We start from the raw sequence: 17,357 nt of genomic DNA, 5'->3' as shown, positions 1-17,357 counted from the left end.
GAACGAGAACGCAATGATAAGCGATATCCTTTCGCTTTTTGAACCTCTTCGCTGTCGATAGGCTACTCCTGGCCCATCAGCGGGTCGCTGACGCTGTGTTCGCCATCCTCCAGTCGGCCCGCCAGGCGGCGGCGCCAGCCTCCGGCGCTGTGCAGCGCAAGATCATACCAACCGCCGCTGGCGCGGGCGTCAAGCGTTTGGCGGTGGCTGCCGCCCGCAGGCAGCGTGATGGGCCACGGGCCTTGTTGCGAGTAAGGGCAGCGGTCGAGAGTGACCGTCACCGTTTCGGCACCCGGGTTATCCAACTGCAGCAGCAGGCTGCGGCCCGTCGGGCGCAAACGCACTTCCGGCTGCGGCCGGCTCAACGCGCCGCGCATTTCACGATGAAAACCGTTGGGGCCGAGCAGCCACAGATGGTACTCGTCCTCCGTCTGCCAGTCGTCGCTGACCGCCTTGCCGGCCTCGACGGTATAGCGGCGCGGGATCTGCGTCAGATCTCGCCGGTCGTAGACGTGAAACACCGCCCCTTGCTCGCCGGTATTGAACAGGTTCAGCGTTACGCGCCGCTGCTCGGCCGCGACGCTGGCCTCGACGTGCAGTTGATAGGGCAGTGCGCGAGAAGGGCGCGCCAGGCGGCGTTGGTGTGGCAAACGCTGGCGGGCGGGCGGCGGCAGCGGCACCTGCGGCAGCTGCTCCTGGCGTTGACGCAGACCGTCGGCGGCGTGGCGGCTGGTGGCGGGCAGGCTCGGCAATGCTTCGCCGTTAGGATCGACAAAGTTGAACGCCGAGGTGAGATCGCCACACACCGCGCGGCGCCAGGCGCTGATGTTGGGTTCATGCACCTGAAAGCGCTTTTCCAGGAATTGCAGCACCGAGGTGTGATCGAAGACCTGCGAATTGACCCAGCCGCCGCGGCTCCAGGGCGACAGCACCAGCATCGGCACCCGCGGGCCGGGGCCGTAGATGCGGCCGTCCGGCGGCGGCTGGTCCTGCGAGCCGGGCGGCGCCACGTGCTGGAAGATCTCGGTATCGAACGGCACCGTCGATTTACCGGCGAAGCTGCCGTCTTCGCGCAGCGACGGCGCGGAAGGCGAAGGCATATGATCGAAAAAGCCGTCGTTTTCGTCGTAGTTGACCAGCAGCACGGTTTTACTCCACACCTCCGGGTTGTCGGTCAGCGCGTTGAGGATCTCTTGCGTGAACCAGCCGCCTTGCACCGGGCTGGAGGGATCGGGATGTTCCGAATAGGCCGCCGGCGCGATGATCCAACTGACCTGCGGCAGTTTGCCCTGCTGCACGTCGGTGCGGAATCCGGCCAGCATGGCGTCCAGATCGTTGCCGTCGGCGGCCGGCAGGGTGTTGCCGTTGCCTTTGTACAGCGGCGCGGTCGCGTTGAGCTCGTCGCGATAAGGCACGAAGGCGTTGAAGTCTTTTGGCGGCCGAGCCGGGTTGCCCACCTGAATGCTGGCGGCGCGGTATTGGCGAAAGCCCGCCAGCGGGTTGTCGGTAAAGTTGTCCGGCAGGAATTGGTACACCTTCCAACTGACGCCGCTCGCCTCCAGCCGTTCCGGATAGGTGGTCCACCGGTAGCCGATCTCTGCCGGGCCGGGGCTGTCCCATTCGTTGACCACTACCGCCACGTCGGCGGCGGACGGGCCGTTGGTGCCGGTCCAGTGGAACAGCCGATTGGTGTTGGTGCCGGCGTGGATGGAGCAGTGATAGGCATCGCACAGGGTGAAGGCGTTGGCCAGCGCGAACTGGAACGGCAGCTCCTGCTGGCGGTAGTAGCCCATCGAGGCCGGCGTTTTGTAGGTGGGCCAGGCGCTCATGCGGCCGTGATCCCAGGCGGCTTGCTCATCCACCCACGAGTGCGGCGTGCCGGTGACGCGCTGGGCGTTGCCGCGTTTGCTGTCCAGATGGTAGGGCAGCACCAGCCGTTCGGCGCCCTGTTGCTGCCAGACCAGGCGATCGCCGGGCAGTGGAATGGTAAATCGATCGCTGAAGCCGCGCACGCCCGGCAAGGTGCCGAAGTAGTGATCGAAAGAGCGGTTCTCCTGCATCAGGATCACCACGTGTTCGACGTCGCGCAGGGTGCCGGTGCGGTTATTGGCGGGAATGGCCAGCGCTTTGCGAATCGAGGCGGGCAACAGCGAGAACGCCGATCCGATGGCGGCAGCCCGCAGGATGTCTCTGCGAGAAAGGTCAGGCATGCGTCGTTAATCTCCGTCAGTGTGCTTTGAAGATAGCCGCTGACGACGATAATGGCGAAAAATAACAGGGAGATGAAAGCGAGAGAAACAATGCTCCCTGGCGGGAGCATTGGGGGATGGGGCTTACTGTCTGATCAGGCGGCCGAGCGTCGGCGCCGTTTCGAAATCGCTGCGGAAGGGGTTGATGTCCAGGCCGCCGCGGCGGGTGTAACGCGCGAACACGCTGAGTTTTTCCGGGCGGCAGCTCTGCTTGATGTCGTTGAAAATGCGCTCGACGCACTGCTCGTGGAATTCGTTGTGCTGGCGGAAGGAGATCAGGTAGCGCAGCAGGCTTTCGCGATCGATTTTGCGGCCTTCATAGTGGATCACCACGCTGCCCCAGTCCGGCTGGTTGGTGACCAGGCAGTTGGATTTCAGCAGATTGGAAGACAGCGTCTCCGCTACGTGCTCCCCTTGATCGGCCGCGCCGCTCAGGTATTCCGGTTTGAAGGCGAAGTCGTCGACCGCGATATCCAGATCGTCGATGTTGATGCCCGGCAGACGATCGATCTGCGCCGGATAACCTTCCAGACCCGGATAGAGCTTGACGGTGACCTGGCCATTGGCCGCCTGCGACAGATCCTTCTGCATGGCGGCGCTCACCTGTTCCACGCTGTCGAAGCGCGTTTGGTTGAAGCTGTTGAGATACAGCTTGAACGATTTGGATTCGATCAGGTTGGAAGAGGAGTGCGGGAAGGTAAATTCGCCGATGCCCACCACCGGTTTGCCCTTGCCGTTGAGCCACGACAACTCGAAGGCGGTCCACAGATCAAAGCCGCTGAACGGCAGCTGCCGTTCGTCCACGCCGATCAGATCGCGGCCGCGTGCGCGCGGCAAGGCTTCGAGCAATGCGGGAGCATATTGGTCCGGATAATCGGAGTTCGCGCCAAGATGGGTGATCTTATCTTGCTTTTGGATATGCATATTCATTGCCCTTTGCTTGTTCGGTATTGATGTAGCGGTTAAACAGACTGCGGGTGGCGTAAATCGGCCCGACGCCCAGCAGGGCGTAAACCACCTTGATCAGGAACTGAGACAGGATCATGGTTTTGATGATGTCCCAGCTCAGCACGTTGTAGAACGCCAGCGTACAGAACACCACGCTGTCGATGGCCGATGCGATTACGGTGCTGGTGATCACGCGCACGAACAGGTAGCGGGAGTTGGTCAACTCTTTGATCTTGCAAAGCAGATAGGAGTTGACGTTCTCGGAGATCAGATAGGCCGCCGAAGAGGCCACCAGCACCGCCATGATGCTGTGCACGATGCCGTTGTAGGTCTCGCTGTACTCCCACTGTGGAATGCTCGGCACCAGCGTCGTCACCCAGACGCCGAGAACGAAGGTCAGGTTGGCGATGAACGAGATGATGATGGTGCGTCTGGCCAGCCGCAACCCATAGAACTCGTTGAGAATGTCCACCAGGATGAACGTGAGCGGATAGATGAAGATCGCCGGCGGCGTGATGAGATTCAGCACCGGAATTTGGATCGGCTTGACGCCGCACAGCGTCGAGAAGATATAAATCACGCTGAGCGCCACGGTAATAATCAGGTAGGCGTACCAGGAACGTTCATGGCGATCGCTGAGCTCATAGGCGGTTTTTTGTTGATTGTCGCCGTAGAGTTTACGGTACAGCGCCTGCAGCTCGTGCCGGCTCAGATCTTCCGATATTTCGCTGTCGGCCAGCTCATTGAGCCCCATGGTAATGGTTTTGCCGGTGGCCAATACCATGACATTGGCCGCGATGGTGCCATGTCGGGTGAAGCCCAACAGCTTGAACTTCTGATTCGGTTCCATTTATAACCTTTCTCCAACGATATAACCCAGGAATTGCACCGTCTCCTGAAGGCGTTTGTCCATGCTTTCGCTGTCTTTGTCGTCAACCACAAAGAAGCCGCTTTTTCCCGAGTGATACAGCAAAGGTGAATCGCAAATCAGTACCGGCGGACGTTTAATGATAATGACTTCGCCCGGAATGAATGACCCTTTAATTTCGGTCTCTATTTTCATTGCCAACATGTTCGACTCATCGCCGAAGAAATAAGTCAAAGGAAACTCGGTGACCAGTTGCCCGATCTTGCGCTGCGAGACGGCCAGATAGCGCGACTGCGGGATCACCGGAATGGCGGAAGGGTTCTTGTTGCCTTCGGTGGACAACGTTTCGTTGAGCAGCTCCAGTTTTTCCAGATCGTAGTCTTCGATCTCTTCACAGGAGACACCGAAAAAATCGGAAATCCGATTAACGGTGGATTGCTGAACGTTGTTCACTCTTCCATCAAGAATTTTGTATAGGGTAGTGCGCGTCAGGCCGCTGCGGTTGGAAAAGGAAGCCTTGGTTTCACCGCGGGTACGCATTAGATATTCAATATTTTTAATGATGTTGATTTTGCGCTGTGCGTTGGGGGTTTTCATAGGCTGTCCTTACAAACATTACGCTGGCTTCACTATATCTTACGCGTTGGCGTTGTCCAGATAAAAAGGCGCAGGGAATAGGATAACAGACTGATTATTTTCGTTAATTATTGCTTTCTGTCAGCGGCTTGGCGGGGGACGGGCGACGTGGATGCGGAAGGCGGTTTGGGGAAATGATAAAGCTGTGCAAATCAATTGATTAGCTTTTGCTTATGGAAAAGTGAACACAAAAGCCAATTTTATGTTCACTTTTATGTTGACCAAAGGCGATTTCATGGGCTACTGTTCATGCAAGCTGAAGTTTTTCTTTACGATCAAAACACTGAAGCTAACGACTTTTATAATAAAAAGCTCAGAGGGGGATGTTCCCGCACTCTGAGCATAATGGATAGCTTGCTACCGACACCAGGGACCCTCATCACCACGGCCGTTTGTCTGCGCGATCGGCCTATTCCTTTGCGCTGAACTCCGCACTTTGCGAGCAATAAAACACTCCCCCGTCATCGGAGGAGTGCGTTAACGCCTGTGCGAAAATCAGAGCGACTTCTGCGAGGCCAGGGGTTTTTGCGCCCGACTGAAGGCCAGCTTGAGCACCCAATACAGCAGGCTGGCGGCCACCAGTGAGTTGATGGTCGGTACGCCCCATTCGGTCGCCAGGCCAACGGCGCCGCCGGCGATGCTGGCGACGATCGCCGCCCAGCCGATGGTTGGGGTTTCGTTCGGCAACTGGCCCGTACGGCGGCTCTCGTCCAGGATTTTGCGGTGGCTGCGCAGCAGGTAATAGTCCACCAACATGATGCCGATAATGGGCGGGAAGACCACGCCAAGCACCGTCAGGAAGTCGACGAAGCGGTCGAGAATGCCCAGCACCGACAGCGTGGTGCCCAGAATACCGATCGCCAACGTGGTGTAGGTGTACTTCAGCTTTTTGCCGGTGATGCCTTCCACCGCGTTGACGATGCCCAGCGAAGAGGAGTACAGGTTGAGATCGTTGACGCGCAGGGTGGAAAACACCACCACCAGCAAACCGGCGCCGCCGGCCGCTTGCGACATGATGGTGACCACATCCGCGGTGCCCAGGGTTTTGGCGATCAGGATAGCCAGGCCATTCACCACGAACTCGCCGGCGACGATGGTGAAGATCGTAACGCCGAGCACGTGTTTGCCGTTTTTGGAGTAACGGGTCAGATCGGGCGTCATCAGGCTGGCCACGATGGCGCCGCCGACGACGATGGTGATGCCGGCGCTGATGGTCAATGGTTCACCCGGCGGCGCCAGCTGGATGATCTCCTGCAGGTTATGGCCGGAAAGCGCGGTCACTGAAATATAGGCCACCAGCATAATGAACATCGGCACCGCGATACGGGCGGCGATGCGCAACGCCTTGAAGCCGAATGCCACCAGGATGGTCAACAGCGTGCCCGAGAGCCCGGCGGCCAGGCCAAAGCCCAGCTTATTGCCGAGCGCGAAATCGAGCGACTTGGCGAAAATGGCGTTTTGAATGCCGAACCAACCCAGCAGGCTGACGGCCACGACCACGCCGATCAGCACCGAGCCCAGGCGGCCAAAGCCGCACCAGCGCGCCAGCAGGCTGCCGGAAATCCCTTCGCGCATGCCCGCCATCCCAAGCCCATAGGTCACCACGCCGAAGATCAGGCTGCCGACGAAAATGGCGGTGAAGGCGTCAATCAGCGTCATGGAGTTGCCGAGCACGGCGCCGAGCATGAACTGGTCCAGTGCGGTCAGCATGCCCATATGCACGATGGCCACGCTTAAAAACGAGACTCTTTTATCCTGCGGCACCCGGGTGAGCGGATAATCTTCGATCTTTATCACGGTGAGATCTTCCTTGCGGTTCAAATAAAACTGAATGCCCTTGGTTATCAGGCGATCGGGAATGTAGTTATCCAGGTTGGCGTATTTGCAATACTCCTCAAACTGTTGCTGAGTATGCACGTTGGCCTTCTGGTAAATATTATAAATGCGGTTTTCGATGGTCTTATTGCTGACGTTATAGATTTTGGCGATCTCTTTCACCGTAAATCGCTGCAGCATAAGGAAAATGACATCGAGCTCGGCGCGGGTGAACAGCTCGTTGTTAACTTCGGTGGTCAAGATGCTGGGTTTTTGCTGATTGATGTATTTCAGCGGCGACAGGCTGTTCATCGGCTTGGCGTTCCAGATCACGCCGATCACCTGTTTGTCATCGTTGTAGACCGGCAGCTTTTCGCTGATAAACGGCGTCAGGCTGTCTTTGCCATACCAGTAGTGCGTCTCGATGACCGTGACCCGATCGCGCGCTGCTTCGGTCATCTTGTCATGCTCGATAAAGTCGGCGGCGGAATCGGCCCAGTCGGCGGGGAATTCGTGGTCATATTTTCCGGCGACGTCGAAATTCAGCGGCGTATTGGTATAGAGATAAGCGGCGCGGTTCATATAGAGGTGGCGGGACAGCTGGTCTTTGATGCCCCAGGGCTCGCTCAGGTGCTCCATCATGGTGATGAGGCCCTTGAAATAAGATTCATTATTTTTTATGCGATGAACCCATACCCACCTCTGCGCCGCTCAGGCCGCGTTACAGGCTTTTAGCCAGGTAATGGCGGGTATGGCGATGCGCATAGTCACCCAGCTCGCCATAGACCCGGTAGCCCAGTTTTTCGTAGAAGCCTCTGGCCTGGAAATCGAAGGTATCGACGTAGGCCATATGGCAACCGCGCTTGCGGGCTTCTTCTTCGGCCAGCTGCATCAGTTGGCGACCGTAACCGCTTTTGCGGCATTGATCGCCGACCCAAAGATACTGTACTTCCAGGCCGCCCCACCAGGTACGTGCGACCAGACCGCCGACGATCTGCTGGTTGTCGTCGGTGACGGTCAGGAACAGCGGGTGAATGTCTACGGGCTGGGTTTTATGGTTGTGCGCCCAGAGGCTGTCGATAACGAACTCTTCATCCTGCGGGTTGGGTTTGTCGGTGATATTAATATTCATTTTAATATAATTCCCTGATTTAATTATTCAAATCTGAACTAGACGCTTTCGCCCCAACCGCTTCTATTATCACTTTTATTAATGTATTTCAAGGGTGGTTTTCACCCTTTTCCGCCGTGCAGGCGGGCGCTTATAGTAAGCATCACAGGGTGAAGAAAATAGCGAAACAGGCAGTATTAAAACGCTGAAATGCCCTGCCAACACCATCTTTTCCTACTTGCGCCTCACCAGGGCCCCACCGGGAAAACTGCAGTACTGTACGGCTCCACCGGATAGAGCAAGCTAACTTGCCGACGGGGGAGCCACTTTGTTTTTGCGCATCCGTTCCGCGATGACTGCGCGCTGTCTCAGATATTAAACGCTCTTCTTATCAGAAGATATGAGCCGCCGATGAAAATGCGGTCGATACCCTCCTTTAGTCTTCATATGCCACGCTGCTCAGTGCCGGCTCGATGGTGGCACCCAGCATGGCGCCGTGTCCCAAGTCGGGCCACTCCCGATAGCCGACGGTAAGACCGTCGAGCTTTGCCAGGCGTTCCGCCAGCATTTGCGCCGCGTTCGCCGGCAGTGCAGGGCTCTTCACGCCGGGCGGGGCCGCGCGCTCGCGCTCCGCCAGACCCACCCACAACTGCAGCCTTGCCGCCGGCGTCGGATGCCGTTCCGCCCACTGCTGCGCCTCTTGCAGGATCATGCCGTTGCCCCACCACAGCGAGGGTTCCACGGCGATATAATGCTGGAAGGCGGCGGGATGGGCGAATAACGTATGCAGAACGAAGAGCCCGCCGTAGGAATGGCCCCATAGCGTTTGCCGCTGCTGATCGACCGCCAGTTTGGCGGCGATCGCCGGTTTGATCCGCGTTTCAATCAATTGCAGGAAGGCCTCCGCGCCCCCGCCCGCCTGCGGCGGTTTCGTCATGCCCGTCGGCAGAGGCAGCGTATAGTCGTAGGCGCGGCCGGCGGCATCAATGCGCAGATCGTTGTCATAGCCGATCATCACCAGCACCGGTGGCCGCTTCGCCGTCGCCAATCTGGCCAGTAAGCTGGCGTTCAGCTCCATCAGCACCGCATTGCCGTCGAGGAAATAAATCGTCGGATAGCCGTCAGGCGCAGGCGCCCGACGCGGCTGGGCGATACGGACGCGGTAACGCCGTTGACCATCGGCGGAGGTGAAGCGCAGATCGCTGAAGCGGTAATCCGCAGAGTCGCTATCGGCGACGGTCACGCCGATCCTGCGTTCCAGATCGGGCCTGGCCTGCACGGCAGTCGGCAACCAAAAGCCGATGGCGAGCGCCAGAAGCGTGCAGATAAAATGCCGGTGAGACAATAACATGCGGGGCAGCGTCCTCGAAAAAGGCCGATATTAGCATCGGTACGCGCCCAGTAAAAACCTCTCCTTCGGGCGGGTATTTCAGTGGCGAAGTGCGGCCGGGATCAGGCGGTGGCTGCCTGATGCTTCGCAGGGTTAATAGCAACTCATTGTTATTATTGGCAAGTCAGGAATAAGAAGGGTTACGATTAATTAGAAATGATTATGTTTTTTGGGAGGGGATAATCTGCTGATGGGCGCAAAAACACTCAATCATCAATGGGTGTTAGCGAAAAAAAAGCCCTATAAAATAGGGCAAAGACACACAACAACACCAGGGAAACTTTCCGGTATCTTATATTATAGCTTCCTATACATATAGAACATTTTATTATAAATATGTAAACGATTCTTATTAATGTTCTAATGCCATTGTTTTTCAAGGGGTTATGTCGCCCAAAGGGGAACGTTCCCGTTGGCGGTGCAAGCCACTCCGCTGTGGATAAAGCGCAGGTGGCGGGGCGGTGCCGGCCCGCCGCCCCACAGTGAGATACCGGCGGGCGGCCTGCGAAAACGCCGGCCGGTATCTCCTGTTTGATGGATACGCAGGGGAATTGCGCCGCCTTTTGTTGATGATAATCAGTGCTGTTGCAGCGTCAGCATCTTGCCAAGCAAAACATCGGTCGGTGGCAGAATATCCGTATCCAGCCCGGCCGAGGGGGTAAAGGTCAGCTCACCGAAAATGATTTGGCCCTGAGAGATGTAGAAATCAACGCGCACGAACTCGAAGGGCGCCGACAAGCGAGCGGCATACTCAAACAGCTCATCGTATCCCTCCGGTTTCACGAAGGCGTCTATCTCCTCCTGGCTCAACGCCAGGCAGTCCTCGCTATAGCAAAGGAACTTGAAATCTTTGTCGAAGAAGTAATATTTCGGCGTCCCGGTATCCCTGCCGACGCACAGCAAGGTGCAGTAAGGCACACCGCGAAAACAATAAATTTTATAGTCTTCAGGCCCGTGACCATTGGCCGATTCGATATACTTTTCTCCAATGATCTTTTTTTGTATCCCTTTGTAGTTGAGTTCTACATAGGTTTTCCAGTAATCGTCTTTCATCCAGCCATCGATCAGCTGGGAGGCGCTTTTAATGTTCAACGATTGTTTATTCTGGCAAATTAAATTATATCCTGAGCCGTGATTCCCCTTGATGACAAATTTCTCAGGCAGCGTTTCCCATGGGATCTCCTGTACCGAATCACAGGCAAAGTACAGCTCATTTAGGATCTCTTCACATCCTTTTGCCTTGATGTACTCTCTAACCGCATATTTATCTGCGCATTGAGTGACTAAGGCATTTTTACTGTAGTCATTCAACTTAAGGTGATTGATTTTTTCATTCCAGGTCGATGGCGCCTGCAAGTTCAGCGGTTTGCCAAATGCTCTTTTGTAGATCAACCTGGCCTTGAATTCGGGGGCCAATACGGCCAACTGATTCATAATGAACTTGTTTATTTGTCTTTTCATATACGTAATTCCATCAAAGCATAGTGACAATGATTAAGACGTTCTTGTATTTAAAACGCGGGTGGCGCGCCTTCACTGCGCCATTGAATGGCTGTCGGCGTTGTTCCCAAATCAAATGGCTGGTGGTCTAACGCCCGATTAAGAATGCGGGCCGAACGCCACGCCATCAGGCTCAGCTGAGGATCGGCAATGCCGTGATTATGCATACTGGCGTTCATCGCAAATAAGCAGTTCTCCGCCGGGCCTTCCCACTCAAAGGTAAAGTCCGGGGCTATGCGGTACTCGCCGTCCGCCGTGGTCAACAGTCGGTGGGCCAGAGGCGCAAGGAACTCAGGCGTCGCCGATTGATAACCGGTAGCAAAGATCACCACGTCCGCCTTGAAGATTTCCTCGCCGTGATCGAGATGATGACGCGTTTCGAGTTGGTAGGCGTTATCCAGCGTGTGTTTTACGGCCGTCAGCGAACGGCTGGGCAGCAGGCGCACCCATAATTTCTCGCGCAGTACGTCGAAGCGGTGGTACATGGCGCGATAGATGGCCAGCAGCGACTCGCTGGTGATGCCGTCTGAGGTCATCTTTTGTTCGGCCAGCATATGCCGCTTGGCCGCGCTGTCCAGTGAGTAGAAACTCTCGACGTAATCTGGCGTGAAATATTCATTGGCAAAGGCCGCCTCATCAAGCGCGTTGTAATTGTTGCGCCGCGATATCCAGTCGAGTTGTTCCGGCTGCCCCCATTCCCCTTTAAAAATATTCAGGAACAGATCGGCGCCGCTCTGGCCGCCGCCGACGATCGCCACGCGTTTGCCTGCCAGATTAGGGTTGCGCAGCATCATTTCGCTGGCGTGGAAACAGCGATCGTTTTGCGCCGTCACGCAATCAGGTAACTTTATTTTCTTGCCAATACCGATACTTACGTGTCTGGCGTGGAAGACCTCCCGTGAGGTGGTCACCACGAACTGGCGTTGCCGATCGTCAAACTCGACTCGCTGAACGTCTTGATTGAACGCCAACGATCCCATCCCGCTTGCGGCCCAGGTGAGGTAATCGGCGAACTCTTCACGCGATGCGGTACGCTGTTCGGTCGTCAGGAAACGGTAGAATTTTCGGTTTTTTACCAGATAGTTGAGAAAGCTGTAGGGATTGGTTGGGGCAACCGCGCTCACCAAATCCTTTAAAAAGTTGGTTTGCATGTTGCAGTCAGCCAAAATCATGCCCGGGTGCCAGGAGAAATGAGGTTTGCGCTCAAGGAATTGCCCCGTAAATCCCTCGATTTCGCTCCCTAAGGCCGCCAGGCTAAGATTCGACGGGCCAAGGCCAATACCGATGATATCGAAACGCTGATTCATTAATAAGCTCCAGTATAATGAGAATAATACCCAGAAATACGGCTGCAAAGGGGTTGGCTTATAGCAACCAGGCTGCCTTTTTCTTATAAGTAAACGACATGAATTAAAAATAATTAAAAGATATGCGGGTTAAAAATGCGTCATTTTTAAATGCCCGTTTAGAATTCGGTAGCACATCAGGTAAAGGCTACGGGTGTATTTCTTTCCATGAAAGTCCCTGCGAAAGTTTGCGTATGTGTTTAATTAATATTCTTAAGCAATAATCTTAGAAACCGCGTTCATCATTCCATGTAAACGACACTCCGCAAAGAGGATAAGCCGCATGGGATTGGCATCGACTATTGACTGTTAACGTGTATACGCCGTTCTGCGTTCGGCTTGTGTTTCTTGAATCAGGTATTCGCTGCTTAGAATAGCGTTAAAAGGGATTCTGGGAAGGTGAAATAACATGATATTAGGCGTTGAGCGCTTTTTGAAAAGATGAAATTAAAGTGAAATTATGAAATTAGGCCGTTTTGATGGTATTTTTATCATTGTATTCAACGTGTTATTATCTTTTGGATGCGAGAGCTATTGCGTCTGGGCGGCATGGGGGGATCCGCTTTCACACCGGCCAATGCGCCCAGTTTTGTTGTTTGCGGGCCTGTATGGCGGGAAATTATCCCTATATGCATTAATTTCAATGAGTGAATGTTCATGTTATATACAGAGGCGCCTGTTGACGTTGGAAAAGCGCCAATTAAAAACCGATTGGCCGACAGTTTGACGTTTAGGTTCGTTTAGGTTCAGCGACGGCGTGACGTGCAAGGATATCCGTGTGCCGCCGGAACTTGCCTGAATGTAGCCGCCATGATATCAACCCGGTTTGAATTGTTTTGGCGCTTCTCTTTTATAATTCCTTTGCCGCTGATGATGATTCTCATTACCTGAACGTTAAACGCCATGGGAATGGGGTAAAGTATGGCGCTCGTGGGCAAGAGAATCGATGTTGGCGCTGCGACAAACGGATTGCCGCAGCAATAATTTACTCGTGGATAAATTTAACGTCAGTTGGCGTACCTATCTGGACGCTTACGCCGTTGCCATATAATTCGCCGGTATCCAGATCGCGTTGTAATACGGTAACGTTATTACTAAACACATTGGCGATTAGCAGAAACTTTCCGCTTTTATCGAAGGCGAAAGCGCGCGGTTCGATTCCGCCGGAAAGCGTGCGGCCAATCAGCGTGAGTTTGCCATTCTCCGGGTTAATTTTATAACCCACGATTTCGTTGGTTTTTTTGGCGATTGCTCGCATAGAGGTATTTTCCGTCAGGGGAAAACGCCAGCCCGCCGCCGCCCTTTGCATCCGCGCGGGCGCTTTCCGTCAGCGCTAATGTCTGGATGTTCTCCAACCGATCGTTATTAATCTGGTAGGCAAAAATATTCGCCGACATTTCGCTGATCACGTAGGCGAATCTGCCATTTGCGGAAAAGATCATATGTCGCGGGCCGGTGCCCGGTGGAAACGACAAATCGTAATCCGGCGCGAGCCTGAACGGCGCGGCCTTATTTGCCGCGTCGTAGAAGAAGGCATGAATGATGTCGCCGCCCAAATCGGCGGCGTACATCATGCGCCCGTCGGGGGTGAAGTTGACGGAGTGAATATGGGCGCTGGCTTGCCGTTCGGCAACGGCCTCTGAGCCCTTGGTGAAGGGAAAGCGCTGCAGCACCTCGCCGAGTTCACCGTTCTGGAGAATGGGGGCCACGATGACGCTGGCATGCCCGGGGGCGTTGGAGTAATTGGCGGCCAATAAGTAGCGCCCGTCTGGACTGATGGCGGCATGCGTCGGCTCTTGTCCCTGCGAGTCGATGCCGCTGATGCGTTGCGGGTCGCCGCCTTTGCCGAGCCTGAGCGTGCTGATTTGGCCTTGCTGAGTTTCATTGGTGGTATAGGCAAATTGGCGATTTTTGCTCAGAACTATCCAGGAAGGGCTGTCCATTTTTATGCGATTCAATGGCAGCAGGCTGCCGTCTTCGTTGAGCGCCAACCGATACATCCCCTGGCTGGGATAAACGGGCGGCTGAACCCGATCGCCGTCTCTTTCCCCTGTCCAGGTGCCAATCAAAACGATTTGCGCGGTGCTGCCCGGCTGCGGCTGCGGGGGAGCGGCCTGGGTGATCCAGGCCGGCAATAATAAAGACAGAAAGGAAAACTTGGCGATGCTGGGGAACGTTGCGTTTTTCATGGTCGGGCTCCTGGCGTGATTGACTGTGTTTTGTGACCGAGGCGAACGGTGTACAGGGTTTATCGTCGTAGCGAGGCACCGCCCAGAATGAACAGGCAGACATAACCAAAATAGTGCAAAACGCCGGCGGGGCCTATTTTTAGCACATCATTGGCGTATGGCATCAGAGCCTTGCGCGCCGGCAGACAAGCTCCCTGCGGCCGCCAGCGTAGGGAGCTTTAATTGGCGTGAATCACGCGCCGCGGCGTTTGCGCACCCGCCACGCGATGGCGGCCAGTAGCGCCAGCGCGCCGCCGCCCAACCCCGGTGCCATATAGGGCTGCATCTCGGCCAGCAAGGGCGCCGGGCCCCCTCGTCTGAGGATCGCAACGTCTTCGGCGGTGACGTGCGCCGCGGGGTTGCCGTAATGTTGCAAGACATAGTTGCCGATCGCCGCAATCTGTTGGTCGTTCAAGGGATTGACATAGGATTGCGGGCCGAAATTCGGCATCAGGATATGTTGATCCCCGACGCGGCGCTCGACGCCGAACAAAATGGCCGAGATCAGATTGGAGGGATTGCGCGAGCCCGTCGCCGTGTTGTTGAACAGCGATGGATAGGCCTGGTTTTGACTGCCGCTGCCGTCGGGTTGGTGGCAGCTGGCGCAGTTGCCGCTGAACAAGGCGACGCCGTCAATCACCGTCTCGTTGGCGGTCGGCGGATGCGCGCCGCGCAGCTCGGGTTCAACGTTGAACGGCTTGCCAAAGCTGTCTGCCGGCCGCGTATCGCGTCGATCTCTGATCGGCGGACTGTTTTTCAGGTAAGCGGCAATCGCGGCCAGATCGTCGTCCGACAAATATTGCAGGCTGTTTTCTATCGCTTCCGCCATGCCCCCCGCCGCCTGGTTTTTTCCCGCCACGCGCCCGGTTTTCAAATACTGGATTAGCTCAGCCTGGCTCCATCCGCCAATGCCGCTGATCGGGTCGGAAGTAATATTGGGCGCATACCAACTGCCGACCATGGCGCCGGAAAGCGGTTGCCCGCTGTATTCAGCCAGTAACACGTTGCGCGGCGTATGGCAGGTATCGCAGTGTCCAGGGCCGTTGACCAGGTAGGCGCCGCGGTTCCATTGCGCATCTTCGCTGCTGTCGGCGCTGAAATGCCCCTCTTCCAGAAACAAACTGTTCCAGGCCGGCATGATAAAGCGCAGGTTAAAGGGGAAGGGCAGTTCGGTTCGCCTGTTGTGCTGAACGACGGGGGCGACGCCGTTCATAAAGTAGGCGTACAGCGCGTGAATGTCCTCGTCGTTCAATTTGACGTATGACGTATAAGGCATTGCCGGGTACAGCGGGGTGCCATCCGCGCGAATGCCTTCACGCACGGCGCGGGCGAATTGCGCTTCGCTGTAGCGGCCAATGCCGGTTTCCTGGTCGGGGGTGATGTTGGTGGTGTAAATCACGCCTACCGGCGTGGCGATGCTGTAACCGCCGGCAAATCGCTCGCCGCCTCCCGTTTGGGTGTGGCAGGCCTGGCAGTCCGCCGCCACCGCGAGCCGCTCGCCTTTTTCAATCAGCTCGGCGCTGAAATACGGTCCTTCGTCGGCGGCGAACGCCGAGCCGCCGCCCGCCGCGAGGAGCAGCGCCAGCCAGGCTATCCTTGCAGGTTTTCTCATGATTTCACCGCCAGTTTGCGGGCAATGTCGTCCGCCGCTTTAAGGCCCAGGGCCGCCATCGTCAGCGTGCTGTTCACCACGCTGGCTGAAGGGATGGCGCCACCGCCGGGCAGCCACAGGTTCGGATGATCGTGCGCACGGCAATCGCCGTTCACCACGGAATTTTTCTCATCGTTGCCCATGATGGTGCCGCCCATAATGTGATTATTGGCATTCAGGCTGGTGGTGATGGTGAATTCATCGGCATCAAACAATTGGCCAATATGCTTGAGCTGCCGGTGCGCCGCTTCAGCCCCTTTTCGCACATAGTCCCCCACGTCATAGTAAATGTCCGGGCAAGGCAAACCGTGGGCGTCTTTGCGCGTTGCGCTCAACGTCAGACGGTTATTGGGATCGGGCAGCGGTTCCAGACTGATGGACAAATCGACGCCGTGCGCCGCGCGGCGGCGGATCTCGTCATCCAGCGCTTTCCCCACCAGGCCCTGCGCCAGGGCCTGACGCGTAGCCGGCAAAACGCGGTTGATGTTATTGAGGATCATCTTGTTGGCTGAGTAATGCTTGCGGAAATCCCCATCGCGCGGGCCGACCAAACAGCTGCTCTGCGCCGGGCCGCGTCCAGGCCACAGCGGCTCTTTCGCCAGGAAGGTGCAGTGAAAGCCGGAGTGATCCATCATATTGCGGCCAACCTGATCGGAGCTGTTGGCGATCCCATTCGGGTTTTGCGCATTGGCGGCCATCAACAGCAGGCGCGGGGTTTCGATGCCATTGCATGCCAGGACGAACGCGCTGGCGCTGGCTTTGTGCGACCGCTTTTGGTTGTCCAGCCAATGCACGGCGGTAACCTGATTTTGCCCATCGGTATCGATTTTGTACGCCACCGCTTCCGCCAGCACGAGCGCTCCTTTCATTTCGGCGCGTTCGATGTGATGGATGCCGTTATACATGGCGCCAATCGGGCAGATAGGTTGGCAGTTATTGTTGCCGCAGCAGGTGGGCCGCCCCTGCCATGGTCGCGTGCTGCGCCCTTGGGGGATCGGTACGGAGCGGTAACCGTGCGGGTTGACCACTTCGGCGAAGCGCGTATCTCCGTGGGCCCAGGGCACCATATCCATGGGATAAGGCTTGCTGCGCGCTGAAGGCGATTGTTTGGCCGGATCGTTTGGGCCGGCGACGCCAATCGCCTCCTCCGCGCGGCAGTAGTAGGGCTCGAGATCGTCATAGGCGATGGGCCAGTCGCGGCCAACCCCGTACAGCGTTTTCATTTTGAAATCGTTTGGCAGATGGCGCCAGCAGGAGGCCGCCCAGTGCCAGGTTGTGCCGCCCACGGTGCGTAAATAGCCCTGCTTAAAGCTGTCCGCGCTTGGGCCACTTAACGCGACATAATCGTTTGGCGGAAAATAGAGCGGCGCGGTGGCGTAGGCTGATTGCGGGTACAAGCCTTGAAAATCGGAGCCCGCACGGTTATCAAACGGCATATTGCGCCAGTTTTCGACGGCCTGCGCGCGATCGATACGCAGGCCCGCCTCCAATACCAGCACGGAATAGCCTTGGCCGGCCAACTGGTCCGCCATCATGCCGCCGACGATCCCCGAGCCGACGATGACAATATCGGCCGAGGCATCGCCATCAGCCGTGAATACCGGTTTTTTCATGA

General features: G+C 56.4%; 11 protein-coding genes and 2 pseudogenes. All 13 read right to left on the bottom strand.

What is annotated here, in order from left to right:
• Positions 1-62: 62 nt before the first annotated feature.
• The 13 genes and pseudogenes from SERRSCBI_RS20230 to SERRSCBI_RS20175 all read right to left on the bottom strand — a co-directional run bounded on the left by SERRSCBI_RS20230 (position 63) and on the right by SERRSCBI_RS20175 (position 17,355).
• Entirely contained in the window at positions 63-2,210 is a 2,148-nt protein-coding gene (locus tag SERRSCBI_RS20230; protein WP_042785380.1) for a phosphocholine-specific phospholipase C, read from the bottom strand.
• Positions 2,211-2,333: 123 nt separating this feature from the next.
• Complete coding sequence (gene queF, locus SERRSCBI_RS20225) at positions 2,334-3,173, bottom strand: NADPH-dependent 7-cyano-7-deazaguanine reductase QueF (RefSeq protein ID WP_033644641.1); 840 nt, start codon at positions 3,171-3,173, stop codon at positions 2,334-2,336.
• Positions 3,151-4,047, bottom strand: coding sequence for a queuosine precursor transporter (locus SERRSCBI_RS20220; RefSeq protein WP_033644642.1), 897 nt, complete (start codon positions 4,045-4,047; stop codon positions 3,151-3,153). Before SERRSCBI_RS20220 ends, queF begins: the two co-directional genes overlap by 23 nt.
• On the bottom strand, positions 4,048-4,662 hold the full coding sequence (locus SERRSCBI_RS20215; protein ID WP_033644644.1) for a helix-turn-helix transcriptional regulator: 615 nt from the start codon (positions 4,660-4,662) through the stop codon (positions 4,048-4,050).
• A gap of 534 nt (positions 4,663-5,196) precedes the next feature.
• Positions 5,197-6,498, bottom strand: coding sequence for a cytosine permease (locus SERRSCBI_RS20210; RefSeq protein WP_033644921.1), 1,302 nt, complete (start codon positions 6,496-6,498; stop codon positions 5,197-5,199).
• Between the two features lie 27 nt (positions 6,499-6,525).
• Positions 6,526-7,210: pseudogene (locus SERRSCBI_RS24585) on the bottom strand (helix-turn-helix transcriptional regulator); the annotation flags it as partial.
• A gap of 27 nt (positions 7,211-7,237) precedes the next feature.
• A complete protein-coding gene (locus SERRSCBI_RS20205; protein WP_019453029.1) occupies positions 7,238-7,648 on the bottom strand; it encodes a GNAT family N-acetyltransferase in 411 nt (136 codons plus the stop codon).
• 415 nt (positions 7,649-8,063) lie between these two features.
• On the bottom strand, positions 8,064-8,978 hold the full coding sequence (locus SERRSCBI_RS20200; RefSeq protein ID WP_042785379.1) for an alpha/beta hydrolase: 915 nt from the start codon (positions 8,976-8,978) through the stop codon (positions 8,064-8,066).
• A 615-nt stretch (positions 8,979-9,593) separates the two neighbouring features.
• Complete coding sequence (locus tag SERRSCBI_RS20195) at positions 9,594-10,478, bottom strand: ATP-grasp fold amidoligase family protein (RefSeq protein WP_033651313.1); 885 nt, start codon at positions 10,476-10,478, stop codon at positions 9,594-9,596.
• Between the two features lie 50 nt (positions 10,479-10,528).
• Positions 10,529-11,824, bottom strand: a complete 1,296-nt coding sequence (locus tag SERRSCBI_RS20190; protein ID WP_042785378.1) for a lysine N(6)-hydroxylase/L-ornithine N(5)-oxygenase family protein — start codon at positions 11,822-11,824, stop codon at positions 10,529-10,531.
• Positions 11,825-12,848: 1,024 nt separating this feature from the next.
• A pseudogene (locus tag SERRSCBI_RS20185) lies at positions 12,849-13,863 on the bottom strand (lactonase family protein).
• Positions 13,864-14,284: 421 nt separating this feature from the next.
• Positions 14,285-15,703, bottom strand: a complete 1,419-nt coding sequence (locus SERRSCBI_RS20180; protein ID WP_042785377.1) for a cytochrome c — start codon at positions 15,701-15,703, stop codon at positions 14,285-14,287.
• Entirely contained in the window at positions 15,700-17,355 is a 1,656-nt protein-coding gene (locus SERRSCBI_RS20175; protein WP_033651316.1) for a GMC family oxidoreductase, read from the bottom strand. The genes SERRSCBI_RS20180 and SERRSCBI_RS20175 overlap by 4 nt, the downstream gene beginning before the upstream one ends.
• Between the last annotated feature and the right edge of the window lie 2 nt (positions 17,356-17,357).

The organism is Serratia sp. SCBI (assembly GCF_000747565.1).
Taxonomy (GTDB): Bacteria; Pseudomonadota; Gammaproteobacteria; order Enterobacterales; family Enterobacteriaceae; genus Serratia; species Serratia ureilytica.
This window is presented reverse-complemented; position numbering and strand designations above follow the sequence as displayed.

Bases quoted from the DNA above. Each gene is read 5' to 3' on its own strand.
- SERRSCBI_RS20175 (WP_033651316.1), bottom strand. From the start codon at position 17,355: ATGAAAAAACCGGTATTCACGGCTGATGGCGATGCCTCGGCCGATATT.
- SERRSCBI_RS20180 (WP_042785377.1), bottom strand. From the start codon at position 15,703: ATGAGAAAACCTGCAAGGATAGCCTGGCTGGCGCTGCTCCTCGCGGCG.
- SERRSCBI_RS20190 (WP_042785378.1), bottom strand. From the start codon at position 11,824: ATGAATCAGCGTTTCGATATCATCGGTATTGGCCTTGGCCCGTCGAAT.
- SERRSCBI_RS20195 (WP_033651313.1), bottom strand. From the start codon at position 10,478: ATGAAAAGACAAATAAACAAGTTCATTATGAATCAGTTGGCCGTATTG.
- queF (WP_033644641.1), bottom strand. From the start codon at position 3,173: ATGCATATCCAAAAGCAAGATAAGATCACCCATCTTGGCGCGAACTCC.
- SERRSCBI_RS20200 (WP_042785379.1), bottom strand. From the start codon at position 8,978: ATGTTATTGTCTCACCGGCATTTTATCTGCACGCTTCTGGCGCTCGCC.
- SERRSCBI_RS20205 (WP_019453029.1), bottom strand. From the start codon at position 7,648: ATGAATATTAATATCACCGACAAACCCAACCCGCAGGATGAAGAGTTC.
- SERRSCBI_RS20230 (WP_042785380.1), bottom strand. From the start codon at position 2,210: ATGCCTGACCTTTCTCGCAGAGACATCCTGCGGGCTGCCGCCATCGGA.
- SERRSCBI_RS20215 (WP_033644644.1), bottom strand. From the start codon at position 4,662: ATGAAAACCCCCAACGCACAGCGCAAAATCAACATCATTAAAAATATT.
- SERRSCBI_RS20220 (WP_033644642.1), bottom strand. From the start codon at position 4,047: ATGGAACCGAATCAGAAGTTCAAGCTGTTGGGCTTCACCCGACATGGC.